Source organism: Singulisphaera chitinilytica (assembly GCF_049331405.1).
In the GTDB taxonomy this organism is placed as follows: Bacteria; Planctomycetota; Planctomycetia; order Isosphaerales; family Isosphaeraceae; genus PoT.
Genome location: NZ_CP186274.1, coordinates 6,593,756 through 6,620,529, shown reverse-complemented (window position 1 = coordinate 6,620,529; position 26,774 = coordinate 6,593,756). Strand labels below are relative to the sequence as shown.

14 protein-coding genes are annotated in these 26,774 nt (G+C 66.0%); 8 read left to right on the top strand and 6 right to left on the bottom strand.

Annotation, left to right across the window (positions count from 1 at the left end; genetic code table 11):
- Positions 1-426: 426 nt before the first annotated feature.
- Positions 427-1,875, top strand: coding sequence for a sodium-dependent bicarbonate transport family permease (locus ACOYYX_RS26100; RefSeq protein WP_422925138.1), 1,449 nt, complete (start codon positions 427-429; stop codon positions 1,873-1,875).
- A 237-nt stretch (positions 1,876-2,112) separates the two neighbouring features.
- Entirely contained in the window at positions 2,113-2,775 is a 663-nt protein-coding gene (locus ACOYYX_RS26095; RefSeq protein WP_422925136.1) for a hypothetical protein, read from the top strand.
- Between the two features lie 190 nt (positions 2,776-2,965).
- On the opposite strand, the gene ACOYYX_RS26090 is transcribed toward ACOYYX_RS26095, so the two are convergent.
- The gene (locus ACOYYX_RS26090) at positions 2,966-6,265 is read right to left on the bottom strand and encodes an efflux RND transporter permease subunit (protein WP_422925135.1); all 3,300 of its coding nucleotides are present in this window, start codon (positions 6,263-6,265) and stop codon (positions 2,966-2,968) included.
- A gap of 972 nt (positions 6,266-7,237) precedes the next feature.
- Between ACOYYX_RS26090 and ACOYYX_RS26085 the strand changes: the two genes are divergently transcribed.
- Entirely contained in the window at positions 7,238-9,022 is a 1,785-nt protein-coding gene (locus ACOYYX_RS26085) for an OprO/OprP family phosphate-selective porin (RefSeq protein ID WP_422925133.1), read from the top strand.
- Positions 9,023-9,069: 47 nt separating this feature from the next.
- Here ACOYYX_RS26085 and ACOYYX_RS26080 read toward each other — a convergent pair whose 3' ends face one another.
- Positions 9,070-9,495, bottom strand: a complete 426-nt coding sequence (locus tag ACOYYX_RS26080; protein ID WP_422925131.1) for a YidH family protein — start codon at positions 9,493-9,495, stop codon at positions 9,070-9,072.
- 532 nt (positions 9,496-10,027) lie between these two features.
- Here ACOYYX_RS26080 and ACOYYX_RS26075 point away from each other — a divergent pair.
- The 3 genes from ACOYYX_RS26075 (at position 10,028) to ACOYYX_RS26065 (ending at position 14,699) form a co-directional block, all read left to right on the top strand.
- Entirely contained in the window at positions 10,028-11,800 is a 1,773-nt protein-coding gene (locus tag ACOYYX_RS26075; protein WP_422925129.1) for a TolC family protein, read from the top strand.
- A 27-nt stretch (positions 11,801-11,827) separates the two neighbouring features.
- On the top strand, positions 11,828-13,681 hold the full coding sequence (locus ACOYYX_RS26070; RefSeq protein ID WP_422925128.1) for a TolC family protein: 1,854 nt from the start codon (positions 11,828-11,830) through the stop codon (positions 13,679-13,681).
- Positions 13,682-13,763: 82 nt separating this feature from the next.
- Positions 13,764-14,699, top strand: a complete 936-nt coding sequence (locus ACOYYX_RS26065) for a dockerin type I repeat-containing protein (RefSeq protein WP_422925127.1) — start codon at positions 13,764-13,766, stop codon at positions 14,697-14,699.
- Positions 14,700-14,774: 75 nt separating this feature from the next.
- Here ACOYYX_RS26065 and ACOYYX_RS26060 read toward each other — a convergent pair whose 3' ends face one another.
- From ACOYYX_RS26060 to ACOYYX_RS26050, 3 genes are all read right to left on the bottom strand, one after another.
- Positions 14,775-16,184: an efflux RND transporter periplasmic adaptor subunit gene (locus ACOYYX_RS26060; protein ID WP_422925126.1), complete on the bottom strand. Its 1,410-nt coding sequence runs from the start codon at positions 16,182-16,184 to the stop codon at positions 14,775-14,777.
- A gap of 155 nt (positions 16,185-16,339) precedes the next feature.
- Positions 16,340-18,022 (bottom strand): CRTAC1 family protein, encoded by a 1,683-nt coding sequence (locus tag ACOYYX_RS26055; protein ID WP_422925124.1) that lies wholly within the window; start codon positions 18,020-18,022, stop codon positions 16,340-16,342.
- Positions 18,019-18,990, bottom strand: coding sequence for a hypothetical protein (locus ACOYYX_RS26050; protein ID WP_422925123.1), 972 nt, complete (start codon positions 18,988-18,990; stop codon positions 18,019-18,021). Before ACOYYX_RS26050 ends, ACOYYX_RS26055 begins: the two co-directional genes overlap by 4 nt.
- A gap of 214 nt (positions 18,991-19,204) precedes the next feature.
- On the opposite strand from ACOYYX_RS26050, the gene ACOYYX_RS26045 reads away from it, so the two are divergent.
- A complete protein-coding gene (locus ACOYYX_RS26045) occupies positions 19,205-21,280 on the top strand; it encodes a polymorphic toxin-type HINT domain-containing protein (protein ID WP_422925121.1) in 2,076 nt (691 codons plus the stop codon).
- A gap of 10 nt (positions 21,281-21,290) precedes the next feature.
- Here the strand turns inward: ACOYYX_RS26045 and ACOYYX_RS26040 are convergent, their stop codons facing one another.
- Positions 21,291-22,475, bottom strand: a complete 1,185-nt coding sequence (locus tag ACOYYX_RS26040) for a S1C family serine protease (protein WP_422925119.1) — start codon at positions 22,473-22,475, stop codon at positions 21,291-21,293.
- A gap of 391 nt (positions 22,476-22,866) precedes the next feature.
- Between ACOYYX_RS26040 and ACOYYX_RS26035 the strand changes: the two genes are divergently transcribed.
- Positions 22,867-26,598: a PVC-type heme-binding CxxCH protein gene (locus ACOYYX_RS26035; protein WP_422925117.1), complete on the top strand. Its 3,732-nt coding sequence runs from the start codon at positions 22,867-22,869 to the stop codon at positions 26,596-26,598.
- Positions 26,599-26,774 lie beyond the last annotated feature (176 nt).

Below are 26,774 nucleotides of genomic sequence, written 5' to 3'. Positions count from 1 at the left end.
CGTGCCCTGGCTCGGATTGCGCGACGTGACCGCTCGGTCATTCCTGGATGCCACGGACCACGGGCTATCAAAGCACCCGGCGTCCGGCTTCGGCGAGGAGGGGGGGGATGGTTCGATCGAGATCGATCCGCCTGGGCGATGCCGCTTCGGGCCGAGCACAGACGAGGCGATACGACGCGGAGTCGTAGACGGCGTCGCTGGGTCGAGATTTGAAAATCGAAACCGTCGTTGATGCCACCGTGCGAGCGGATAGGCGGGGATCATCCTCTCCGCCCATCCGAGCCCGGGGCCGCTGGCTCATGGCGAAGCCCCATCGATGGAGGCCTGCCGATCCAGGTTTGCCGGTCCCATGGGCCTTGCCCGGTTCTTACTTTGGTTGAGCCGCGACGCAGACGGCGTTTGAGGAATATCGAGGAGTGACGAGGAATGAGGATCAGACGCTACGCTCTCTTGATGGTGGTCGGCGGATGGATGGCGATATTCGCCGCCGCCTCGACCGTACTCGCCGAGGAGCCATCATCGGCCACCAAGCCGGCCGATGGTGCGGCGGCTCCGGACGCCGAGGCGACGTCGACCAAGAAGGAAGCGCCGAGCGCCGCGGCGTTGGAGAAGGAGGGGGATGGGATCGTGCCCAGGGAGGCCGACGCGGTAACAATCCCCACCGGACCCGAGAAATCTCCACTGCAAAAGTTCTGGTATAACTTCACGCATAACCTCTTCAAGCCGCTCCTCCTCTTCTTCGCGATGGGCTTCCTGGTGCCCATCCTCAAGGTGCAGCTCGAGTTCCCCTATACGGTCTACCAGGCCCTGGTGATCTACCTCCTCCTGGCGATCGGATGGAAGGGAGGAGAGGAGCTCGCCCACCTCGAGGCGCACGTGCTCGGGCCCGTGCTCGGCTTCATGCTCACGGGGTTCGTCACGAACTTCTTCGTGGGGATCATCGCGTACTGGCTGCTGAGCCTGCTGACCCGGATGCGCAAGATCGATAAGGCGACGGTCGCGGGATACTACGGCTCGGATTCGGCGGGGACTTTCGCGATCTGCCAGGGGGTGCTGACGATCAGCCTCATCAAGTTCGACGCTTACATGCCTGTCATGCTGGCGGTGATGGAGATCCCCGGCTGCCTCGTCGCTCTTTACCTCGTCTCGAAGTTGCGGCACAACGGGATGGATCCTCTCGGCAACATGCCGGGCGAGCCTGGCTATAACCCCAGGGCCATCCCCTCGGCCAGAATCGGCGCACACGGCCATCACGACCATGAGCTCGAAGAGGTCCGGAAGCTGTCGCTCGAGAACGCGCCCGACGATGAAATCCCGGTGAAGCAGCTCAAGAAGAAGAGCATCCTCAGCAAGCAACTGCTGCACGAGGTCTTCTTGAACTCGGGGCTCTACCTCCTCTTCGGCGGGATCACCATCGGCTTCATCAGCGGGCTCCAGGGAGGGAAGGTCACCAAGGACGACGACTTGCTGTTCGTCGACCTCTTCCAGGGGATCCTCTGCCTCTTCCTGCTCGAGATGGGCATGACGGCCTCGCGCAAGCTCAAGGACCTGAAGGCGGCGGGCCTCGGGTACATCATCTTCGGCCTTGTGGCGCCGAACCTGTTCGCACCCCTGGGGATCGTCATCGCCCACACGTACAGCATGCTGACCGGGACCCATTTCCAGCCGGGGACCTACGTGCTCTTCGCCGTTCTCTGCGGCGCCGCTTCCTACATAGCTGTCCCCGCGGTGCAGCGCCTGGCAATCCCCGAGGCCAGCCCGACACTCCCTCTGGCTGCCTCGCTCGGGCTCACCTTCTCCTGGAACGTGACGGTCGGAATCCCGATCTACATCGAGATCGCCTCAGCGATTCAGCGCATCTGGCCTGCCGCCTGAAAACCTCGAGCCTCCTTCGGCGGCCCCGTCGTCACAATGGTGACGAAACTTTACCCGCTTTCTTAGCGTTCCCGTGCCGCTGCCCGTCAAAACGACGCTAACAGAGAGGGGCCGACTCGCAACCAGCTTTGCGGGCGGCCCCGGGGTCCAGGCAGTGCTCACGCCAGGTCGTGAGCGAAGATATTGCCCACACCGTCCTCCCAAGATTCCTTGCTTCCTCAGAACCAGGAGCGTGCGATGCGCCAGTTCGGCAGTCTGTCCGTGGCATTCCTCGCGGTCGTCTTCGCGGCAACGACGGCGGATGCCCAGGGTCCGGGTCGTGGTCGTGGCATGGGCATGGGCTTCGGCCAGGGGACGGCCAACCTCATCCGCAACTCGGGGGTCCAGAAAGAGCTGAAGCTGAGCGACGAGGCGACGGAAAAGGTCAAGACGCTCGCCGATGACATGGGCAAGAAGATGATGGAGAAGTTCCAGGACCTCTCGCAGGACGAGCGCCGCGAGAAGGGCATGGCCATCGCCAAGGAGATCAACGACGAGACGAAGGCCGCTCTCAAGGGCATCCTCAGCCCCGAGCAGCTCACCCGCCTCGAGCAGATCTCCATCCAGACGCGCGGCCTCGAGGCCTTCAGCGATGAGCAGGTCGTGTCGAAGCTCAAGCTGACCGACGACCAGAAGTCCAAGATCAAGGAGATCGGCGAGGACGTCCGCTCCTCGATGCAGGACCTCCGCTCCTCCTTCCAGGACGACCGCGAAGGGGCCATGAAGAAGATGACCGCCCTCCGCAAGGAATCGTTCGAGAAGGCCACCGCCCTCCTCACCGACGACCAGAAGAAGGCCTGGAAGGAACTGACCGGCGAGCCCTTCGACTACAAGCCCGAGTTCCGCCGCCCCGGCGCCTGAGCGATTCGATCGCGAAAGCCCTGAGCTAAAGTCAAAGAGGAGTGCCCGGAAGATTCGCCCGGGGCACTCCTCTTTGTGTTTCGAAGCAGACTGGAACTCTCGAGATTGACGTCACTGGGAATGGCGTGGGGGCCGCCGATCGACCGCGAACCGAGTCGCTCGATTCGCGGGCCGGGTGCGAGTGGCTTCCTCAGCCTTCCGTCGGCCCTTCGGCCTCGGGTGCGTTCTCGACCTCGTTCTCGATGAGACCATTTTCGGCGGCGGAGCCCTTGGGATCCCGGACGAGCAGCGAGTAGAGGCAGGGGAGGACAAAGAGCGTCGCCGGTTCGCCCGCAAGGAGGCCGCCCAGGATCGCGCGGGCCAGGGGGGCGTTCGCCTCGCTGCCTCGTTCGAGGGCCAGGGCACCCGGGATCATGGCGAAGAAGGCGGCGATGGCGGTCATGGTCACGGGGCGGACGCGGATCGAGGCCGACTTGCGGATCGCCTGCATCGGCGTCAGGCCTTCGAGGTGCCGCAACTCCTGCGCGAAGTCGGTCATCAAGACCGTATTCGCCACCTTGATGCCCACGATGAAGATGAATCCGAGGAGGGACTGGATGTTGATCGCCGTGCCGGTCAGGTAGAGCATCGGGAAGATGCCGACGAGGCAGATCGGCACCACCATCATGACGGTCAGCGGCACGATCCACGACTTGTCGAGTGCCACCATCAGAAAGTAGATGAGGACCGACGCGCCGATCAGGCCGAAGCCGAGGTCGCGGAAGGTCTCCTGCATCTTGGCGTACTCGCCGCTCAGCACGATCTTCGAACCCTTCAGGATCTCCTTCTTGCTCGAACGCAGGTCGAAGGGGAGCCAGCTCGCATCCTCCGTCGAGATCCGCTGGCCGTAGGCCGCGACGATCTTCGTCACGTCGTCGGAGACGTGCCCGAGGTCTCGGCCGTGGACGCCCATGGTGAGGTCGATCGTCGGCTGGATGTTGTTGTGCGTGACCTCGGTGGGGACCGTCGTGCGCTGGAGGGTGACGAGGTTGCTGAGAGGCACGACCGTCCGGTTCGAGTCCTTGCCGGTGATCGGCACATTCATGAGGGTGTCGATCGACTGGATGTCCTTCTCGGGGTACTGGACGCCGACGAAATACTGGTTGCCGCCGATGGGGTCGATCCAGAAGTTGCGCTTGTTGAACTGGATGCTCGAATTGAAGACGGCGACCACGTTCTTCATGACGTCGATCTGGGTCAGGCCGAGGTCGGCGGCCTTGGCGCGGTCGACATTGATGACATATTCCGGATAGTCGAGCCGCTGGGTGATCCGGGCGTCGACGACCCCCTCGACCCGCATGACCTTCGCCTGGATCGACTCGGCGATCGAGCGGGCGATCGGCAGATCCCTGCCGGTGATCTTGACGTTGAGCGGCGTCGACTTCCCTTCGTTCATGGCGCCCCGGATCAGGCCGCCGGCATCGAAGCTGAAGTCCATGTCGTCATATTGATGATCCTTGAGCAGCTCGGTCCGGAGCACGTGTACGTACTCCTGCGCCGATCTGGTGCGCTCGGCGGTGAGCTGAACCTTGATGACCGCGTCCATCGGCCCCGCGTTCGGCGTATAAGCCGCCGACCAGTCGGCGTTGACCCCCAGCTCGGAGATGATCAGCTCGAGGTCCGACTTGGGCACGAGCTTCCGGATGAGCTTCTCGATCCCCGCGACGCGCTGCTCTGTCACCTCGATCCGTGTGCCGCTCGGCGCCCGCGCGAGGAGGTCGAACGCGCCGGCGTCGACCTCGGGGTAGAAGTCGCGACGCATGATCGGCCACATGAGGATAATCGTCCCCGCGAGCAGGCCGAACCCGACCGCGACGACCAGGACCCGGAACCGCAGGACCACGTCGAGGAGCCGGGCATAGCCCTCGAAGAATCCGTCGATCCCCCGCATCCATCCGCTATAGATCCGGGCGAAGAGGCCCTTGCCGCCGTTCCCATGCTCGCCTTCCGAATGTTCGCCGTGCGGCTTGAGCCAGTGCGAGCAGCAGGAGGGGACGAGGGTTCGGGAGAGGATGTACGACGAGCACATCGCGAAGGCGACGGCATACGTCAGAGGCCGGAAGAGGAACTCGCCCATCCCCGGCATCAACGCCAGGGGCGAGAGGACGAGGAAGGTGCAGAGGGTCGAGACGAGCTCGGGCAGGGCCACCTCGCTCGCGCCGAGGTAGGCGGCCTCCGACGGCTCGGCACCGAGGCCGAGATGCCGGTGCGTGTTCTCGAGGCAGATCACCGCGCTATCGACCATCGGGCCGATCGCCATCGTGAGGCCTGCGAGCGTCATGACGTTGATCGTCTGCCCGGCCGCGTAGAGGCCTATGATCGCCGAGAGGACGGAGATCGGCAGCGTCATCACCGCGATCGCCGTCATCCGCCACTGGCCGAGGAAGAGCAGGATCGTCATCGAGCAGAGGACCGCCCCCATGACCCCTTCCTGTACCAGGCTCGAGATCGACTGCCGCACATAGACCGATTGGTCCATCACCAAGCGGAGGTTGATGCCGGGGCGGGTGAGCCGGCCGGTGAACTCCTCGAGCGAGTTCTTGATGGTGTTGACCACGCTCAGGGTGCTGGCGCCGAGCTGGCGGAAGACCGGAACATACACTTCCTTCTTGCCATTGATCCGGACGATGTTCGTCTGGATGAAGGAGGCATCCGCGGGGGTGGCCACGTCGCGGAGGAAGGCGGTGTTGCCGAGCTGCGAGCGGAGCGGGATCGTCCCCATCTCATCCGCGAAGTTGAACAATGAGTTGGAGTCGATGGCGTAGTCGGTATTGCCGATCTTGATGTCGCCGGTCGGCAGGAAGACGTTGTAGTTGTCGAGGGCGTCCATCACGTCGAGCGGCGAGAGCCCTCGGGCCTGCATCCGCTGGCGGTCGAGGTAGGCGAGCACCGCGCGGATCTTGCCGCCGTAGACCACCGGCGCCACCGCGCCGTTGACGCTCATCAGCATGTTGCGGACTTCGAAGCGGCCGACGTCGTAGAGGATCGACTCGTTCTGCGAGCCGTCGGGGCTGTCGACGGCGACGATCCCCACGGGGGTCGTGCTCGTCGGGTCGAAGGGGAGGACAACCGGCGGCAAGGTCCCCGGGGGCAGGGTGGGGAACGACGCCAGCGCCAGCGAGTTGACCTGAGTCAGGGCGCCGTTGGGGTCGATGTTGCTCTGGAAGTAGTCGCGGACGATGCTCGCCCCGACAATCGAGCGCGACTCCTGCCGCGAGGTGCCGGAGGCCTGGCCGACCCAGCGTTCCATCGGGTTCGAGATGTCCTTCTCGACGCTCCCCGCCGGCATGCCGCCATAGAAGGTCAGCACCTGGACGGCCGGGCTCTTGAAGACCGGCAGGATGTCGATGGGTATCAGCGAGATCGACACCGTCCCCAGCAGGACCAGGGTCAGGCAGAGCACCGTGACCGCATACGGATTCTTCAGGGACGCGCGAATTATTCCATTCATGGCCCGACGGGTTCCTGGTATCGGAGGGGCAGGGGAGGCACGCGATGCGAGGCAAAGCCCGGCCGACCCAGGAGGCGACGCAACGCGTCAACGTCCGATCGGGCATGACGTGGGCGGACGTCGAAAATCGACCCCGCGAGGCTCGAGACCACGTCATCATCAGGTCTCGAGCATCAACGTTTGTCGTTCTCGAAAATCAAGGCATGCGACCTAATGACAATCTGGCTCGGAGGTTCGCTCGACTGGCACCGGGTCGGACGACGGCGTAATCCATCATATCGTGCCATATCATCCAGTCAACGAAGGCGCCCATCTCGGTCGAGGAGCAGGATCAACCTCCGAACCCCCTGGACGGAAGGAACCTCCAGTCGCCCGTCTCGGATGTCGAAAGCATGAGGATGCGGAGGCATGTCGAGGCAGGAACCTCGCCCCTGCCGATGGCGATCGCCTCGCCTTGGACTCTTGCGGAGCGGAGGTCAGGATGAGCTTGAACGGGCAACGAACCTCGGCGACCTGGCACGCGAATGCGGGCCTCGTCCTCTCCTTGATCCTGGGAGTTGGGGGGTGTGCGTCGCAGGAACGCTCCGGATCATCACTCCGTCGTCATTTCCCGAGAAGCGGGGAGTCATCCTCCACCCTCGGGCATGATTTCCGGGCAGCCCCTGCGGGCGAGACCATCCCGGCCGCCGGGTTCGGCGTCGATCTTGTGGAGAGTTCCTCGCGCACCCGAGCGCAGAGCGATTCCGCCTTTCTCCCCGCCAGGATGCCTCGTTAGACCCACGCGGGCAACCCCGTTCGCAATCCCTTCCAGTTCGGAAGTCGAGATGCTCGCGACGACACGGCAAGGAATCGGAGAGATCGCCACACCAATCGCTATAACCCCTATTATCGAGCTTAATCCGAAGATTCGCCACTTCCGCTACAGCTCGCGTCGGATGACGGTCGATAACAGATTTCGAGTCTGATCAAAGCATGATCTCGGCGGCGATGGTCGTCGCGCCGGCCGAGGGGTGGGGGCAAGAAACTATGCAGTTCGTCAATCCAGGGCAGAGGGCCCGGTGGTTCCTCCTCGGGATCACCGCCTGGGCTTCGCTGGCGGGAATGGGCGCATTCGCCCAGACGGCCCCGCCAGCCCCTGCGCCAGATCCGGCGTCTGCAGCGAGCCCGCCGCTCCCCGCACCCGGCGTACCCGCGGCGGGTGATCCCTCGGGCGCGGCATCCCCGCCGGCGACCCGGGAAGCCCAGCTTGAGGCCAGGATCCAGCAGCTTGAGTCGATGGTCCAGCAGCTCTCGACCCAGGTACAGGCGATGTCGGCACCGGGGGCGGCTCCCGCCGGTTCGGCCCCGGCCGGCACCGATGCGGGCGGAGACGCGCCAGGGTCAACAGCGACTGACCCGGACGCCCCGCGTTCGGCCGGTTCCGGCGACACCGCCACGGCGGCGGCAAACGCCACACCCTCGCAGTCGGGCGGCGCCGCGGCTCCAGGACAGTCGTTCCCGCCGAACCCGCCGCCGTCGCTCCGCTTCGACTCCCCCGCCACGCTGGATAATCGACCGGGGAAGGTGAAGTTCGGGCCGGGCTTCGAGATCAAGACGGACGACGACGAGTTCTTCCTCCAGTTCCACAACCTGACCCAGTTCGACTATCGCGGATACATCCCCAACAATCAGAACCCGATCCACGACACCTTCGCCTTCCCCCGTCAGTGGTGGATGTTCAGCGGGCGGATCACGAAGCCGGTCGGCTACTTCCTGTCGTTCGCCAACGGCTTCGACTCCCTCTCGCTGCTCGACGTGTTCGTGGACTTCAACTACGACCCGAGGTTGCAGCTCCGCATCGGCCGGTTCAAGACACCGTTCACGTATGAGTTCCTGGTGAAGCCGATCCAGGGGCTCGTCATGCCCGAGCGTTCGGTCTTCTTCAACAACTTCGGCCAGAACCGCGACCTGGGCGTCATGACCTACGGCCGCCTGTTCAAGCACTTCGATTACGCGGCGGGCATCTTCAACGGCACACGCAACGGGTATGTGGCCAACGGCGACGACAAGTTCTTCTCCGCCCTGGTGAGCTGGAAGCCGTTCGGGAACGCGGAGGGCTCGATCCTCGAGAATTTCGCCTTCGGCGGCTCGGTCTTCACGGGCAACAACAACTCGATCAACCCCGTGCCGCAGACGCTCCGCACGATCGTGCCGACGACGGGCAACTCGGTGGCGGGCGTCCCGTTCCTGAACTTCAACAACAACGTCCGCGAGACCGGCCCGGTGGCCTTGTGGGACCTGCACGCCGCCTATTTCTACAAGCAGTTGGCGATCACCGGGGAATGGGGCAGCGGCTTCCAGGACTACGCCCTCTCCACGAACGTCGGCAACCGCACCCACCTGCCCATCAACAGCTTCTATGTCGAGGGGGGCTACCTGCTCACGGGCGAGACCCGGAGCAGCCTCGGCATCGTGAAGCCGAAACGCCCCTTCGACCTCCGCAAGGGCAAGTTCGGCACGGGCGCCTGGGAACTCACCAGCCGCTATCAGTACCTCGACCTGGGCAACGAGGTCTTCACCCACGGCCTGGCCGACCCCAACTCGTGGGCGAACCGGGTCTCCCTCGCCGACCTCGGCTTCAACTGGCACTTGACTCAGTATCTGAAGTTCATGTTCATGTGGGAGCACGCCGACTTCAACAATCCCGTGCAGTACGCCCCGGGGAAGCGGTCCCTCTCGAACAACTCCTTCATCGCACGCCTCCAGCTCTTCTTCTGATCCGGGGGCCGAACCGGCGAGCCCGCCCCTCCTATCGAACCCCGGCGCTATCGCCAGAGGCCGGATGTCCGCCAGACGACGAGGACGACGATCGCGAATCCTCCGGCCACCACGATCGAGGTCATCAGCAGGACCGCCCGCGAGGCCGGCTCGTAACTCCCGGCGTCGATCGACCTGCGTACCCGATCATATCCCCACCCCGACCAGGCGGCGCAGCCCACCCCCAGGATCAGGAAGACGATCCCCGCCAGGATGAACTCGTGCCCCCCCGAGGTCAGGCGGTCGTTGCCCGGTGCCCGCAGCGCGACGATCTGCCCCAGGAAGAGCCCCATCCGGGCCAACACAAACCCCAGCCCGATCAGGGCCAGCGACGTGCGGACCCAGGCCAGGAACGTCCGCTCGTTGGCGAGGTGGTCGCTCGTCCATTTCGTCGTCTTCGCCATCGGTGCGACCGGCTTTCCCTCCTCCGCCATGATCCACCTCCTGTCTTCCCCGTGTTCGATGATGTCGCACTCGTTGAGGTACGAGCCACCCTATCCTAAACGATCACAAATCTCGGCGAGAGTTGGGTTTGAGCCTCGTTTATGAGGCGTGGGTAAAGTCCAATTTACCCAGTCATACACAAATTGCCGCTTTTGCTGCTGATCCCCATTTTGAATCGAGTAGGAATTCGATGGCGGTCGATATTTCTGGTGAAGAAGGCCGGCACGGCTTGACTTCGTAGGTTTGCGGGTTCGGGCGATCACCTGCGTGTGATCCGCCTCACCTCGCGAGCCGACCCGACGAAACGCCCACTCCATGCTCGAAGTCCTCGGGTTCGAGGCGACGGAGCGTGGGTCGCTTCGTCGGTGAGTCATCGGTGCCCGGCCCATCGTCGGACGTCTCTCGGTCGGGCGGCGGATTGCGCCTGCCGGAGAGATGCCCGGAAGCCACTGCGCGGCCAGGATGGCTGTGTCCTGCACATGAACATCCTTGTCGTTTCACGACTCGGTATCGGAGGACGCGATGGGGACCATCGGCATCCTTGTCAGACGGAAACGCTGGTGGCTCACGGCCATGGGCCTGGTTGTCGCTTTTGCAACGTGCCCGAGGCCGAGCGAGGCGGGCGGGAGCCAGGATCCGGTCTCCGCGCCGGGACCTAACTCGCCCGACCGAGCTGCCACCCCCGGGGAGTTGCCATCTCCCCTCGATGCCCCGGCAAGCCCCGGTCCCGATGCCGTCCCGGATCCGACGGCCCTGCCGTCCGATCCCGGCTCACCCAAACTCAAGGCCTCCTCCACGTCCCTGCTGCCGGTCTCGCCCTCGATCCTGGATCCCACGGTGCAGCCGCTCGACCTGAACGTCGCGCTGCACCTGGCCGGGGTCCAGAATCCGGAGCTATTGATCGCCCAGCAGCGGGTGGCCGAGGCGACGGCGTTGAAGCAGCAGGCGGCGGCGATGATCCTGCCGTCCATCAACCTCGGCGTCACATTCGACACGCACACCGGCAATCTGCAGCAGTCGAGCGGCAACATCCTCTCGGTGAATCGCAGCTCGGTCTATGTCGGCGGAGGTGCGTTCGGCATCGGCGGCGGCTCGGTCAACATCCCCGGGCTCATCCTCACCGGCAACGTGGCGACGGGCGTCTACGCTTACCTCGTCTCCCGACAGGTCGAGGCCCAGCGCCAGTTCGCAACCGTGGCCATCCGCAACCAAGCCTTCCTCCAGACGACGCTCGCCTATTGCGGACTGCTCCGGGCGGAAGGCTCGCGGGCCATTGCCATGCAGGTCCGCGACGACGCCCGCCTCGTCGCCAAGCTGACGGCCGCCTACGCCGAGACAGGCCAGGGGCGCAAGTCCGACGCCGACCGCGCGGCGACCGAACTCGCCAAGCGCGAGGCCGACTTCCAGGCGACCGAAGGGCTCGTGCTGACGGCCTCGGCCCGGCTCTGCGAGGTGCTCAACCTCGACCCGTCAATCCGGCTCCATCCGACCGACGCCTGGGTCGTCCCCCGGCCGATCGTCCCCGACCCGATGCCCGTCTATGAGCTGATCGCCATCGCCCTGATGCAACGCCCCGAGCTCGCCGAGCGCCGGGCCGCCATCAAGGAGGCGATGCTGGCACTCGAGGGGAGCAAGGTCCTGCCGTTCTCCCCGACGGTCCTCCTCGGCCTGAGCGCGGGCGGATTCGGCGGCGGCAGCAACCTCGTCCGTCCGATCTTCGGCAACTTCAGCGGCCGGTCCGACATTGACGTCTACGCCTACTGGACCCTCCAGAATCTGGGCGTGGGCAACGCCGCGCTGATCCGGGTGGCGAGGAGCCGGCTGGGCGTCGCCCAGTTCCAGGAGATCGCCGTGCTCGACCGCGTGCGCGTCGAGGTGGCCGAAGCCTACGCCAGGACTCATGCACGCTACGCCCAGATCGGCACCACCGAGCGGGCCGTGCGGACCGGGACCGACGGCTTCAATGAGGACGTCGCCCGCCTCGAGAACACGGTCGGCCTGCCGATCGAGCTGCTCGACAGCATGCGACTCCTCGCGAGAGCCAGGCAGGAATATCTCGATGCGATCGTCGACTACAACGAGGCCCAGTTCGCCCTCTACGTCGCGCTGGGGCAGCCCCCCGCGGCCATGCTCGCCCGCCCCGTGCCGACGGCCGGCGTGACGGCGCCGGGTCAGCGCGCCACCAGCAACGGCCCCGCCGCTCCCAATGTCCGCCCCGCAGCCCCGGCAGCCGCCGCGGCGGCGTTGAGCAGCAGGCCGATCGCGGCGTCGAACCCGCGTCGGGCGGTGCGATAAGCCATGGAACGGCACGGAGGAATCAGGATGACATCCCCGAGGCTCCCTCGAATTCGAAGCGGCTGCCCGCCGCGGCGCTGGCGGAGCTGGGCGATCATGGCCCTGCTCGCGACAGACCTGGCGGGATGCGCGACCCAGCACTCGGCCCATCAGTACGCCGGCGTCATCCCGCCGACCGACCAGATCCAGGCGAACGCCTCAACGACGAGCGTGACGGCGCCCCCCGAGCTTCCCCGAATGGTCACGGCCCCGACGACGCCCGGCACCGAGACCGCCAGGGATCCCGGCGTCGAGCGGACCCGTACCAACCTCCAGCCGGGCCCCGATCCATCGGCAACTCCCGGCTCGAAGCCCGGTGAGATCGCCGTCGAGCCGAACGCCACCAAGCCCGTGGAGTTGCTCGAGACGTCGAACGCGCCCGTCGTACCCCCCGCGGCCTCCGACTATCCGATCGACCTCACCACGGCGCTCCGACTGGCCGAGGTCGAGAACCCGCAAATCGCCGAGGCCCGCCAGCGGATCGTCGAGGCGTTGGGGCTCCAGCAATCTGCCCGAGTGCTCCTCGTCCCCAACGTGAACGCGGGGGTGACATACCACGGCCACACCGGCGTCTATCAGCGGTCGACGGGTCAGATCTACAGCGTCTCGAACCAGTCGATCTATATGGGCGGCGGTGCTTTCGCCGTCGGCCAGACGACCGTGGCGGTTCCTGGCCTGAACATCTCGACGCCCCTCACCGATGCCCTGTTCGAGCCGCTCGCGGCCAAGCAGAACGTGAAGCGCAGCGAGTTCGAGGCCATCGCGACGGCGAACTCCGTCCTGCTCGACGCCGCCACGGCCTATTACGAGCTGGCCGCGGCCGAGACCTCGTTGATGCTCAGGCGAGAGACCGAAGCCGACATCCTCAAGGCGGCCAAGCTGACCCAGTCGTACGCCATCACGGGGCAAGGGTTCCGCTCCGACGCCAATCGTGCGGCGACCTTGCACCAGCTCGTGAGGAGGCAGGTCGAACGGGCCGAGGAAGACGCGGCCGTCGCGTCGGCCCGGCTCTCGCGAAGGCTGCACCTCGACCCGGTCGTGCGGGTCCATCCACAGGTGCCCGGGATCGCCCCCATCGAGCTGATCGACCCGCGAAGCCCGGTGGAAGGCCTGATCCAGACCGCGATGGTTCGTCGCCCCGAGATCGGTGCCCGGACCGCCGCGATCGAGACGGCCGAGGCCCGGCTAAAGAAGGAGCTCGCCCGCCCCTGGCTGCCGACGCTATGGCTCGGCGTCAGCGGCGGTGCCTTCGGCGGCGGCAGCAACATCGCGCCGCCGTTGGTGGGCAATGTCGGCGGACGTACCGACATCGACGTCATGGCCTATTGGACCTTGCAGAACCTGGGCCTGGGCAATCTCGCGATCCAGCGCCGGCAGCGAGCGCAGGTCGGCCAGGCGATGGGGGATCGTTCGCGGACGATCACCACGATCCGTCGCGAGGTCGCGGCCTCGCTCGCGAGGGCCGGGGCGGCTCAAGGTCGGGTCGTGGCGACGGCCCGCCAGCTCGACACGGCGACCCAGGGCTTCAAGGAAGACCTGGACCGGCTCAAGAACACGGTGGGGCGGCCGATCGAGCTGACGAATAGCCTCGAGTTGCTCTCGCAGGCTCGGCAGGACCACCTTGCCGCGATCCTCGACTATAATCGCGCCCAGTTGCAGCTCTTCGTGTCGCTCGGCTCTCCCCCGCCTCTGGAGCGTCCCGCCACCGACCCGCTGCCCCCGGCGCCCATCGCCTATCCACCGTTACCCCTGCCGCCTGGCATGGCGAACCCCGCCATCCCCGCCGGGGTGCCCGGGCCGCCGCCGAACCCGATCCAGGTTTCGCTTCCTCCCGTGCCTTGAGCGTGCCCATCGGTGATGACGCTGGCTCGACACGGCCCAGGCCCGGCGAAGGCCGAGGCACCCGACTTCAGGAGATCCTCACGTGTCCTCGTTGAAGATGCGATACAAACCGACCTTCGACGTCTTCGAGGTCCGAATCGTGCCGAGCGCGGCTGTGCCGGCCAATACCCTGGCCGTGGCGACCGGCGTGGTGCAAAGCCCCCGGGCGATCGCGCACGCCTCGGTCCCCCTGAGCGAGCGTAATCTCAGCGGCCGACGCTCGGCGATCCTCTCGGAGCTCGTGTCGCCCGGCGAGGAAAGCAGCCTGAAGCCGGCGGTGACTGGGGCGACGGGGACCAACGGCAGGGCGCTCGCCATCCGCCGAGGCGCCCCATTCGTGCCAGGCCGTCACGAGGCGGCGGCCGTCTTCATCAGGGCCGGGAACCCCGGCACCGTCACGACGGGAGTCACGGGGCAAGACGATTCGACCGGCTCGTTCCAGGTCGGTGCCACGCTCCCCGGCGACGTGAACGGCGACGGCCAGGTCACGCTCGCCGATGAGGTGGCCTTCGCGAAGGCCTACAACAGCACGACCAAGGACGCGAATTACAACCCCGCGGCCGACGCCAACCACAACGGCCAGGTCGGCATCGGCGATGCGCAACTCCTACTGCGCAACCTCCAGCTGCCGACTCCGAAGATCCCCCTGACGATCACCTTCGCGCTCGCCCCCCAGGACGCCGCCAGGGGCTCGACCCCCAAGAATTCGGGCGGCAAGACCCGGTTCAAGGACGTGACGATCCTGGGCCACACCACGCCCGGGGCGATGGTCTTTATGGACGGCACGGAGGGCACTTACACCTTCACCGGTGCCGCCCTCCCGGCCGATGCCCATGGCAACTTCTCCGTCAACGTCTCGCTCACCCGAGGCATCAACAGCTACCAGTTCATGGCGATCGACGGGTATGGCCAGCAGACCATCATGGCCTATCCGATCTACTGGCTCAGTTACGCCGCATCCGGCTCGACGCTCAAGTAACCGTCGAGAAAACGCGAAGGGATCGCGCCAGGCGCGATCCCCTTCGAATGTCTGCATGCAACTCGACCCCGACGATCACCCGGCTTTGGATGTGCCGATCGTCACGGCAACCCCATCGGCGACGCCGGATCGAGACGTGATCACCTGGTCCTCGACCTTGAGTCCCTTGAGGATCTCGACGCGGATACCACTGTCAGTCCCGGTCGTGACGGGGACTTCCTTGGCTCGTCCGTCCCGCACCACGAAGACGGTCGCCGTCCCGCCGATGGACTTGGTGGTCAGGGCACCGGTGGGAATCGTCAGGCTCGACGTATCCTGCTCGAGGATGATGGTGGCGATGCCGTACATCCCCTCGCGGAGGGTCCCCTTGGGATTCTCGAGGTCCACCTCGGTGCGCATCGTGCGGCTCTCCGAGACTTCCGTGTAGGAGAACCGCGAGACGGTGCCCTCGAACTTCTGATCGGGCAGGGCGTCGAGGGTGATGATCGCCTTATCGCCGACGTCGGTGAAGGGGACATCCCGGTCGGGCACGTAGGTCACCACGCGCATCTTGTCGGTCCGGGCGACCTTCAAGAGGGGCTGGTCGGTACCCCCCTCGGCCGCGGATCGGATGAAGGCCCCGATGTGATAGACGCGGTCGGTCACGACGCCGTCATATGGGGACTTGATGCTGGTGTAGTCGACGAGGACCCGGTCCCTGGCGAGGGTCTCGGTGTTGACGTCGACGCTGGCCTTAGACTGGGCGAGGTCCGCCTTCGCCTGATCGATCCTGGCGCGGGCGGCGTTCAACTGGGCCTTGGCCGACGCGACCGCAGCCTCGGCGGATCGCTCGTCGGCGAGGGCCGAGTCGTAGTTGTCCTCATACTCGTCGACGATCTGCTGGGGCACGGCCTGCCGCGTGAGGAGCTCGCGATAGCGGGTCAGCTCCTTCTGGCGATACTTCCGCTTGGCGACAAACCCGGCGACGTCGGCCTCCGCCTTGGAGACCGCGGCGATTTCGGCCTGCTCATCCGCCTGCGCCGTCTCGATCCGGGCCTGGGCCTGCATGACGACGGTCTTGGCCTGCTCGAGTGCCGCCGCGGCACGGTCGGCGTCCTTGACCACTTCGGGATCGTCGATGGTGGCGAGGACCTGGCCCTTCTTGACCCGGCTGCCGATGTCGACTTCCTGCGTCTTGAGATACCCGCTCACCTTGGCGTAGAGGTCGGCGTGCTCGAACGCGTGGACCGAGCCGATCTGGGTCGAGGTCCGCGTCAGGCCGCCTCGCTGCGGGGTGACGACCTCGACGCGCACGGCGTCCGGAGCCGAGTTCGCCTCGGTCGCCGAAGGGCTCGCGTTCGTTTCAGCGGAGGGGCTCGAGGCTCGATTCCGCCAGTAGAAGCCCGCCGCCACGATCGCGGCGATCAGGAGCGGGATCCAGAGACCGGAGCGTTTGTGAGAGCCCGTTGGAGACGGCTGAGGCCTCGGTTCGACATGCGTGGACACGAGCGATTGACCTCCGCGTCTCTGAATATCCGTTTGACTTCGACTTCGCGAGGCGAGAGCCCGCTCTGACGTTGCCCATGTTCTCGGACCAGTATAACCCGACCGACGCATGTTCGCATGGTGTCGTCGCGTCGAAATTCGTCGATGGCGTGATCTCAGCGGGGCGTCAGGCCTTTGCCCTCCACGAGGCGATGCGGCCGGCCGCTCTCCAGGCCCTTCCAGACTTCCGTCCGACCCGACGGCCAGGAGATTTTCATTTCCTCAACCTGCGTCGCGGAGCCAATCCCGAGGTGGATTCGACGATCCGAGGCCGAGAGATAGCTACCGCCGCCGACGACCTGACGCACGAAGGTTCGCCGACCAATGGTCGCCTGCACTCGGATACCGACCGGGTTGGAGCCTGGCTTTCCGATGAGATCAAGCGAGAGCCAGTTCCCACTCGACGACGTGTTGCGCAGGATCGCAGCAGGGCCGTCGAGGACATTCACCGCGACATCGGGCCGACCGTCGTGATCGAAGTCCGCCACGGCCACGCCCCGGGCCAGGATAGGGCTCTGGAACCAGGGGCTGGTTGTCGTGCCGACGTCGACGAGTTTGTTTCCGTCATTTCGCAGCAGCGAAGGCCGCATCGCGAACGGGACTCCCAGCCTGGCTCGATCGACCACGTGGCCATTGGCCTGGACGAGATCGAGGCGGCCGTCGCCGTCGAAGTCTTCCAGCGCCAGACCGAAGCCGAGCACATCCCGGGTCGCTCGCGGCAGCCCCCATTCGGCCGAGGCATCCGCATAGCGGCCATCCCCCAGTGATCGAAAGGCGATCGTCGAGCGGCCAAGGAAGTTGCTGACGATGAGATCCGAATGGCCATCGGCGTCGATGTCGCCCAACGTCACTCCCATCGCGGCCAACGCCTGGCCCTGGCCGTCGAATGCGACCCCGGCCCGCAGTCCAACTTCCTCGAATCGCAGCCCACCCTTGTTCTCGAACAGGTAGCAGTTCGTCCCGTCATTGGCCACGAAGATGTCGAGGCCTCGATCGCCCACGAGGTCGGCGATCAGGACGCCGAGGCCCCGGCCATCGCGGTCTATGACCCCGGCCACTTCAGCGACATCAGTGAAGGTGCCATCCCCGTTGTTGCGGTAGAGGCGATCCGGCTGGGCCGAGAATTCCTCGGGGCCGCAGTAGTCTCGCTTCCCATCGGGGGCCGCGCAATAGGGGGTCTTATTCGGGTCGAAGTCGAGGTAGTTGGCGACGTACAAATCCAGGTCGCCGTCGCCATCGAGGTCGGCAAAGGCGGCGGAGGTGCTCCACGCTTTGGAGTTCAGCCCCGCCCGTTCGGTGACATCCCGGAAGACGCCGCGGCCCTCGTTGCGGTAGAGCCTTTGATCGCGCCAGCCTGTGACGAAGAGGTCGTCCCGGCCGTCGCCATCGTAATCCCCGACGGCGGCTCCCATCGCGTAACCAGGCCCCGGGGCATGGGCTTTCTCGGTCTCGTCGATAAAGTGGCCGCGGCCGTCGTTGCGGAAGTAACGGCACGGCGTATCGTGCCTGGCGGGATCGGCGAGGATGGGCCCGCCGTTGCAGAGGTAGAGGTCGAGCCAGCCATCACCGTCGCCATCGATCCAGGCGACCCCGCCCCCCATCACCTCGGGCAGGTCATGCTTCCCACGCGAGCCGGCATCGAATCGGAACAGGACGCCGCGGGCCTCGGCGCATTCCTCGAAGACGATCGAAGGTTTCGGCGGAGCCTCGGCGTATGCGGCTTGAACCACGGCGAGGAGGAAAAGCGTGAGCCAACCCCAGGCACTCGGGCGGCTCACGTCCTTTTGGCGAGAATTCATCGAGGGCGAGAATTCGGCTTTGATGACGAGACCCAGGCGAGAACCTCTTCGAGCGTGCTCGACCGGATGACCTTATCGAACCAGACCGCGAAATCGCTAAGGTCATCGATGGCAGCGATGGCCGCAGTAATCTCTGCGGGGACCGCCCCGGGATACTTGAGGCTGAGGACGCGGAGCAAAGCCTCTCGCTCACCTTCTAACTTCCCTTCACGTTTCCCCTCAAGCCGGCCTTCGAGCTTGGCCTCGGATTTCCACTCATTTACGAGGGTCGATTCGCGCATGTTCCATCCCTCCAATTCGGTCCGCCAGAGATCGGCACGGTCGTTGAGTTCGGCGAAGACGAGTGCCACGGTGGCGTAACACGCTTGATTCCTGGGATCGGGCTCGGCGTCGGCAAGCTCTTTCCAACGTTGAATGATACCTCGATCGTCGGCCCCTCGCATCAGCGTTATCCATGAGAGGATCGAGCGCGAGATCAAGCCGGCGGCGATCCCGTCGAGCGTCGCCGCGGCATCATCCTCGCGTAAGGTACGCACCGCCGCGGAGAAGGCGAGGGAAGGGACAGCGAGGTTCGGCAATGCCATCTCGAGCGTCCCCGGTTGGGGACCGCCCCTCAGGCTCACCAGGGCGGCGACCACGACGAACGGATCTCGACGCTCCGTCCCCTGGCGAAGCCCTCGACGAAGCCGGGCCAGATACTCGAGCAGCCGGTCGAGCATATCCGGCTCTGGATCCGTCTGGAATTCGGTGACAACCGCCCAGGAGGGTCCTTTGGCCGGGTCGACGGCGAGGTGGGCCACAGTGTCGCAGATGCGGTCGGGTTCGCCCGGGAAGGGGAGGGTCCGGGTATCGAGCCAGCCCTGGAACGACAGGGTCGGTTCCAGGCCCGGGAAGAGCCAGCGGAAGAACCCGGTTGGGTCGGGCTGGACGGCGAATCGGGCCGATTGGTTGAAGACGTTGACCGCCAAGGCGACCTTCCTCCGCGAGCGACATCCCGCCGGGCCATTTTCGAGGGTACTCGAACCGGCCGGGGTGGATCGTGAGTAGGGCTCACGTCGAATCGTGGCCGGCCTCCGTACAATGAATTTCGACAACGAAGGGGTCGGCTCATCACCTGCCGATCCTGGACGCTCGGCCGTTGCGATTGGACAACGGCCTCCTCCTCTCCCTGGGAGTCCGGCGATGTATCCTCTCATCCTCCTCGCCTGCACGGGGCTTCTCTCGGAGACGGCCGCAGGCCCGCAGGCCCGGGCGGATCAGGCCCGGATCCTTGCGGAGTACGAGGCGGCAGGGAAGAACGTCGGCGGCGACCCCGACGCCCACGTCAAGCTCGCCCTCTGGTGCGAGGCCCACTGCCTACCCGCCGAGCGGCTCAAGCATCTGGCCCTCGCCGTGCTCAGAAACCCCTCGCACGCCACGGCCCGAGGCCTGATGGGGCTGGTGAACTTCGACGGCCGCTGGCAGCGCCCCGACCTCCTCACTGACCAACTCCGGAAGGACGAGCAGCGAGCGGCGGCGTCTGCCGAGTACAACGTCCGACGTACGCGACTCCCCAACACGGCCGAGGCCCACTGGCGACTGGCCATCTGGTGCGACGAGCGCGGGCTGAAACCCGAGGCCATGGCGCATTACACCTCGGTCGTCCGGCTCGATCCAGGCCGCGAGGCCGCCTGGAAGCGTCTCGGCTGCAAGAAGCACAACGGCCGCTGGATGACCGTAGAGCAGATCGCCGAGGAGAAGGCCGAGGTCGAGGCCCGCAAGCAGGCCGAGAAGTCCTGGCGTCCCTTGTTGCAGAAGTGGAGCCAATGGCTGAGCCAGAAGGATAAACGAGCGGAGGCCGAGGCCGCACTCGCCGAGGTCGAAGACCCTCGCGCGGTAAGCTCGATCTGGTCGATCTTCGCCGAGGGGAAGCCGGCGCAACAGAAGATCGCCGTGCGATTGTTCGGCCAGATCGACTCGCCGTCCTCGTCACGGGCCCTGGCGATGCTCGCCGTGTTCAACGACGACCCCGAGGTCCGGCGCACGGCGACCGAGACCCTGAAACGACGCGACCCCCGAGAATTCGTCTCGCTCCTGATCTCGATGATCCGGGATCCGATCAAGTATGAGGTCCGGCCGGTGGGCGGACCCGGCTCACCCGGGGCGCTCTTCGTCGAAGGGAAGCAATTCAACGTCCAACGACTCTATTCTCCTCCGCCGCTCCCCGATTTCCGCCTCTATCCGGGCGAGCCGGTGACGTTCGACGCCTGGGGCCTGCCGGTCGTCTCGAGGTTCCTCGGGATCACCGAGGATGTCCGAATCAAGACCACATCCCAAAGCCAGGACCTCGGCCCATACGGCACCAACGCCCTGGCTCGCTTCCGATGGACCCGGACGACGACCACGACCGAGACCACGCGTACCCCGATCGAGCACACGATCCAGATACCGATCGGTCAGATCTATCTTCAGTACCAGATGTCGGCGATGGCAGCATCCCAGCAACTCATCGACGATGCGAGGCAGATCGACGACTATAACGCCTTTGCAAAGCAATCAAACGAGCGTGTCTTGCGAGTTTTGGGAGAAGTCACCGGGCAGGATCTCGGCCCGGATCAGAAGGGCTGGATGAAGTGGTGGGTCGACCAGCAAGGTTATGCTTATAACGACACGCCGCAAGACAGGCCGACATTCGTGGAAGACGTCCCGCTCGCCTACGTACCCCAGGGGGTGCTCGCGCCGCCCGCCCAGGCCCAGCAGGCCGGCAACCCTACCACGACAGTCACCACTTCGACGGGCATCGGCCACAACTGTTTCAAGGCCGGCACCCCGGTCCTCACGCTCGAGGGCCTGCGCCCGATCGAGAAAATCCGCGTGGGCGATCAGCTGCTGACCCAGGACACGCAGACGGGCGCCCTCAGCTACCAGGCGGTCCTGGCCGTCTATCACAACAAGCCGAGCCCCACGCTGAACGTCAAGGCGGGGGATGAATCCATCGTCTCGACGCCGATCCACCGCTTCTGGAAGGCCGGCGCGGGGTGGGTGATGGCTCGCGACCTCAAGCCCGGCGACCAACTCCGCGCCCTGGACGGGATCGCCGAGGTCACGTCGATCGGGAACGAGCCGGTCCAGCCGGTCTTCAACCTCGAGGTCGCCAGCGGCCAGTGCTTCTTCGTCGGCGAGCGTGGCGTCCTGGTCCACGACAATAGCCTGGTCGAGCCGGTCGGGGCTCCGTTCGATGCCGAGCCGAGGCTCGAGACACTCTCGCGGAGCCATTGACCGACGGCGATCAGGACTGCCCAAGCTTGACCGGGATGTCGACCTTGCGGCCGTTGCGGACGACGTTGAGCTTCACAACCTCGCCGGGGGCGTGCGACTCGACCTCGGTCAGGAGTTCGTCGACGTTGTGGACGCGCTTGCCGTCGACTGCAACGATGATGTCGGCCGACTCGGGGTCGAGGCGCCTCACGAAGGCCGATCCCCATCGCACAATCTTCATCTGGATCGGCTGGACGCCCGCCTGCTCGGCCGGTCCGTTCTCCGACACGCCGAGCACGACCAGGCCGTCGTTGGTGCTGAAGACTCGTGTGATCCCCAGGTCGGCGCGGATGACGCGGCCATGCTCGATCAGGGGCTTGATGATCCGCTTGATCGCGCTGATCGGCACGGCGAAGCTGATGCCCGCCGACTGCCCCACCTGGCTGATGATGGCGGTGTTCATGCCGATCACCTCGCCGCGAGAGTTCAGCAGCGGCCCGCCCGAGTTGCCGGGGTTGATCGCCGCGTCGGTCTGGATGATCCCCTTGATCATCCGGCCGTTCTTGGCTCGCAAGGAGCGATCGAGGCTGCTGACGATCCCGGTCGTGAGCGTTCGCTCGAGGCCGAACGGGTTTCCCAAAGCCAGGATCTTCTGCCCGACCAGGAGGCGAGAGGAATCGCCAAGGGCGACGGGGAAGAGGAGTTCGGCCGGGGACTTGACCTGGACGATGGCCACGTCATTCGAGGCGTCATGCCCGACGACGCGAGCCTCGTGCGTGGTGCCGTCGAAGAGGGTCACCTGGACCGATTCGGCATCTTCGACGACGTGGTAGTTGGTCAGGATATGCCCCTGGCGGTCGATCACGAAGCCGGAGCCCGTGCCGCTGCTGGTCTCCTCACCGTAGAACCCGCTCGCCTGAGAGGCCGTCGTGATATTGACGACACTCCTGTTCACAGCCGCATAGACGTGGACGTTGATCTGTTCCTCGACGTCCAATCCCTTGGTCAGCTCCGCCGAGAGCGTGGGAGGGGCCACCGCGGGGAGTTTGTAATCCCCCTGGGTCGGGGCCGCAGCCTGGGGGCGGCCCGGGCGGGGGAGTTGGGCCAGCGGAGGTTGGCGCAGCAGGCCAAGTCTCGCGCCGAAGAGCGAGAGGAAGAGCATGAACGTGGCCGCCGCCGTCAGCAGATGCGCGGAGATCGTCTTCCAGGTCGACATCGCACCAATTCCTCAACAATTCCAGGCGTTCCAACCCAACCCGCCGGGCAGGTCCAGGTTTCTCGCGCTTGGGACCTTCATGGCCGTATCCCAACCACCTCATCTTACCGAATTCCGGCCGGGGCGATGAGGGGCCCTCGCCCCAAGTCAAATCCCACGCCCCACTTTCTCGGAGCATCCGCGATGCCGAACGGGATCGAAGGGTGTGGATTCGGTGCGGCGCGACCGTCTGGACGGGGTGTTACCCTCGCGACACAATACAACCCATCGCCTCGTCTATTACGAGACAAACAGGCCTCGCGCGAACGACGCGCCGGCTCGAGGATGGCATGGCCGACGGCCTTGCCCCTTCCTCCGACGATCCACGACCATGGACAGAAGGGTCCCGCCCATGTCGCAACGCTCAGACAAGCCGAGGCCTCGCCTCGCCGGGATGGCGCTCATCCTCGGCGGCCTGCTTCTCTCCAGCCCGCCGCCGGCGAACGCTCAGCTCAAGCCCGAAGAGTCGGCCCGCAAGCTCAAGCCGGCCGCGGGGCTCGAGGCCACGCTCTGGGCCTCGGAGCCGATGGTCCAGAACCCGACCACGATGGATGTCGACTCCCGGGGTCGCGTCTGGATCACCGAGGGGCTCAACTATCGCCTCAGCCGGGGCGGGAACAAGCGGTTCCCCAGGGATGTGGTCGGCGACCGCATCAAGATCCTCGAGGACACGAACAACGACGGCTTGGCGGACAAGATGACGGTCTTCGCCGACCACATCTTCCCCGTCCCGATGGGGATCGCCGTCGAGGAGCGATACAACAAAGAAGGCAAATACGTCGGGTGCAAGGTTTACGTGGGGAATAGCCCCGACCTGCTCGTGCTCGAGGACACCGACGGCGACGACAAGGCGGACAAGCGATACCCGCTACTGACCGGCTTCGGCGGCGTCGACTCAGACCACGGCGTCCACGGCGTCGCGCTCGGGCTCGACGGCAAGCTCTACTTCACCCACGGCGACGGCTGCTGCTCGGTCCAGCACGACCATTCCGAGAAGGTGCAGAACTTCGACGTCGTCGACAAGGGAGGCCGGCACGTCTGGAGCGACCAGCTCGCGAACACGATGCGGGTCAACCGCGACGGCACCGAGTTCGAGATCCTCGCCGACCGCCAGCGCAACAATTACGAGACGAGCCTGAACGCCTTCGGCAACGTCTTCACCAGCGACAACGACGACGACGGTAACCGCGGCAGCCGGGTCATCTGGATCATGGACGGCGGCCACTATGGCTATCGCACGCCCGGCAGCCCGAGGCACTGGGGCGAAGAGGTCCCGGGCAACGTCCCCAAGCTCGTCGGGACCGGCAACGGCAGCCCCTGCGGGATCATGGTCTACGAAGGCAAGCTCTTCCCCGAGGCCTACCAGGGGGCCGTGCTCGAGGCCGATGCCGGCAGCCGCCAGATCAACCACTTCCCGATCACCCGGCATGGCGCCTCGTTCCGGACCGACTACAAGGTCTTCCTGGCCAGCGACGACCCCTGGTTCCGACCCGTCGACATGACCGCCGCACCCGATGGCGCGGTGTTCGTCGCCGACTGGTACGACGCGGGCGTCGGCGGGCACGCCTTCTCGGGCCAGGATAACGGTCGGATCTATCGGGTCGTCCCCAAGGGGGCGAAGCCCGTCTCCGGCAAGCATGACTTCGCCAGCGACGGAGGCCTGATCGCGGGCCTGTCTTCGCCGGTCGTCGCCACGCAGGACGCCGCGCGTCGGGCTATCATCGAGCGGGCGCATGACGCGAACTCGACCATCCTCGACCAGCTTCGCGTGATGTACGAGACGGGAGAGCCGATCCAGAAGGCCCGGGCCCTCTGGGTCATCCATGCCATCCAGGGGGACGAGGCCGCGAAGGCCGCCCTCAAGCATGAAGATCCCCGCATCCGTGAGCAGGCCGTCCGCATCCTCGGGCGCGATGCCCGCGAGAACGGACACGTCGAATACAAGGACGCCACGGCGAAGCATCCGGCTCCCGCCCTGGCTCATCTCGGGGTCTTGCTCCCGATGGCGGCCGACCCCGATGCCGGCGTCCGCCGCGAGCTGATCCTGGCCCTGCGGATGATCCCCACCGACAAGGTGGGCGGCGCCCTCAAGGCCCTGGCGAAGTCGTGGGACGGCGTCGACCGCTGGTACCTCGAGGCCCTCGGCCTCGCGATCGAGACTCGCGAGCCGGCCTTCCTGGCCGAACTCTTCGACGGGACCCTGTACGGCGACCTCGAGAAGGTCGATGAGGGCCGAGAAGTGGCCCTGCCGCCGTACTTCCCGGTCGATCGCAACGAGGCATACATCGTCGTCGGGACGCCCGACATGCCCGCCTCGGCGTTGAGCAAGTCGCTGGGCCTGGCCTGGCGCATCCATCGCGCCGAGGTGCTCCCCTGGCTTGCCAAGGTGACCCCTCACCTCAGCACGCCCGATCTCCAGCAGGCGGCCGACGACATCATCGCCCAGGTCAGCGAGCCGGCAGCCGCCGAGGTCCTCGCCGGCTGGGCCGCGAAGGGGCAGGACCCGGCGCGACGCCGGAAGGCCCTCAGCTTCCTCTCACGCAAGCTCGATGGGGCCTGGCAGGGTGCCAAGGGGAATCGCAAGGTCGTCGACGCGATCGACGAGGCCCTGAACGACCCCGAGACACAGCTCCCCGGCATCGAGGCCGCGGCGGCGACGGGCGATCCCCGGTTCCTCAAGGCGCTCCGGGATCGGATTGGTGACGCCAAGGCCCCCGAAGAGGTCCGGGTGGCCGCGGTCGAGGCCCTGGGGCGTATTCCATCGAGCGATTCGGCCGGCGTTCTGAATCGGCTCATCGACGAGACCAAGGGGAAGAACCACTCCAATAGCCTCGCCGAGGCCGCGATCCGGACCCTGCCGCGGACGGGCGAGTCGGGGGGCCGACTGCTGGCCCTCATCACGGCCGACGAACAGCCCCTCGGGCTCCGTCGCGAGGCATTGCGGACCCTCACGCGATTGAGCGGAGGGGGCCAGAAGGTCCTCGACCTGGCCAAGGCCGGGACCCTGCCGGCCGACCTCAAGACCGAGGCGACGTCGGTCCTCAACGCCACCCCCGACCGCAAGGTCCGCGACGAGGCGGCGCAGGTCCTGCCGCTCCCGAAGACGAAGGGGGGCCGTCCTCTGCCTCCGTTCGGCGAGTTGATCCGCCGCGACGGCAACGCCGATCATGGCCGCGAGATCTTCTTCGCCGCCGGACCCAAGCAGGCCGAGGCGTCGAGCCAGCTCCGTTGCGGCTCGTGTCACCGGGTCCAGGGGCAGGGGGAGTGGATCGGCCCCGACCTCTCCACGATCGGCACCAAGTACGGCAAGGATGAGCTGCTCCGCTCGATCCTGAATCCGAGCGCGGCGATCGGCTACAACTATCGCTCGCTGATCGTGGGACTGAAGGATGGCCAGGTCTTCACGGGCCTGCCCGTCGAGGACTCCCCGGATCGCCTCGTCCTCAAGACGGCCGACGGCCAGCGCGTCACCGTCCGGCCGGCCGACATCGAGGAGCGGGCGAATAGCGATGTCTCGCTCATGCCCGAAGGGCTCGCCGAGACGATGAGCGACCAGGACATCGTCGACCTGCTCGCCTTCCTCACGACCCTCCGCCAGCCGGTGAGCGTCGTCGGTCAGTACCAGGCCATCGGCCCGGTGACCGAGTCCAACGGCTCGACGGCGATCGACACGAGCAAGGGGGTCGATATCACCTCGACCGTCGCGGGGGCCTCCGGCCAGAAGCTCTCCTGGCGTCGGCTCGACGCGAATGCCGAGGGGCGGGCCGACCTCGCCAACATTCTCGGAGCCGACGACAAGGCGGCCGGTTACGTCTGGGTGCCGATCCATTCGGCCACCGAGCAGGATGCCAGGGTCGTCTTCGACTCCAAGGCCGACATCAAGGCCTGGTTCCGCGGGTCCGAGCTGTCCTTGCCGGCGCACCGCGAGGGCGAGCCCCGGACCGTGACCGTCCACGTCCCGAAGGGCAAGAGCGAGCTGCTCGTCCGCATCCCGGGCGGTCCGAATAGCTCCATCGTGACCACCTTGGTGGCCGAACGCCCCCTGGAGTTCAGCGGCGACGAGGCCAAGAGCGCCTCGCGCTAAAGGCCCCGACGATCCCACGACGACGAGGCACGGTTCCGGCCCAGCGCCGGAACCGTGCCTCGTTCGTTATCGCGGGCGGAGCCCCTCAGTTCCGGGATGAAGATCGCCGTCGCTTTGTCGCCGGGCCGGGCGTGGGATAGACTTGTGGGGCCCGAATCCATTGGGCGGCGCATTCG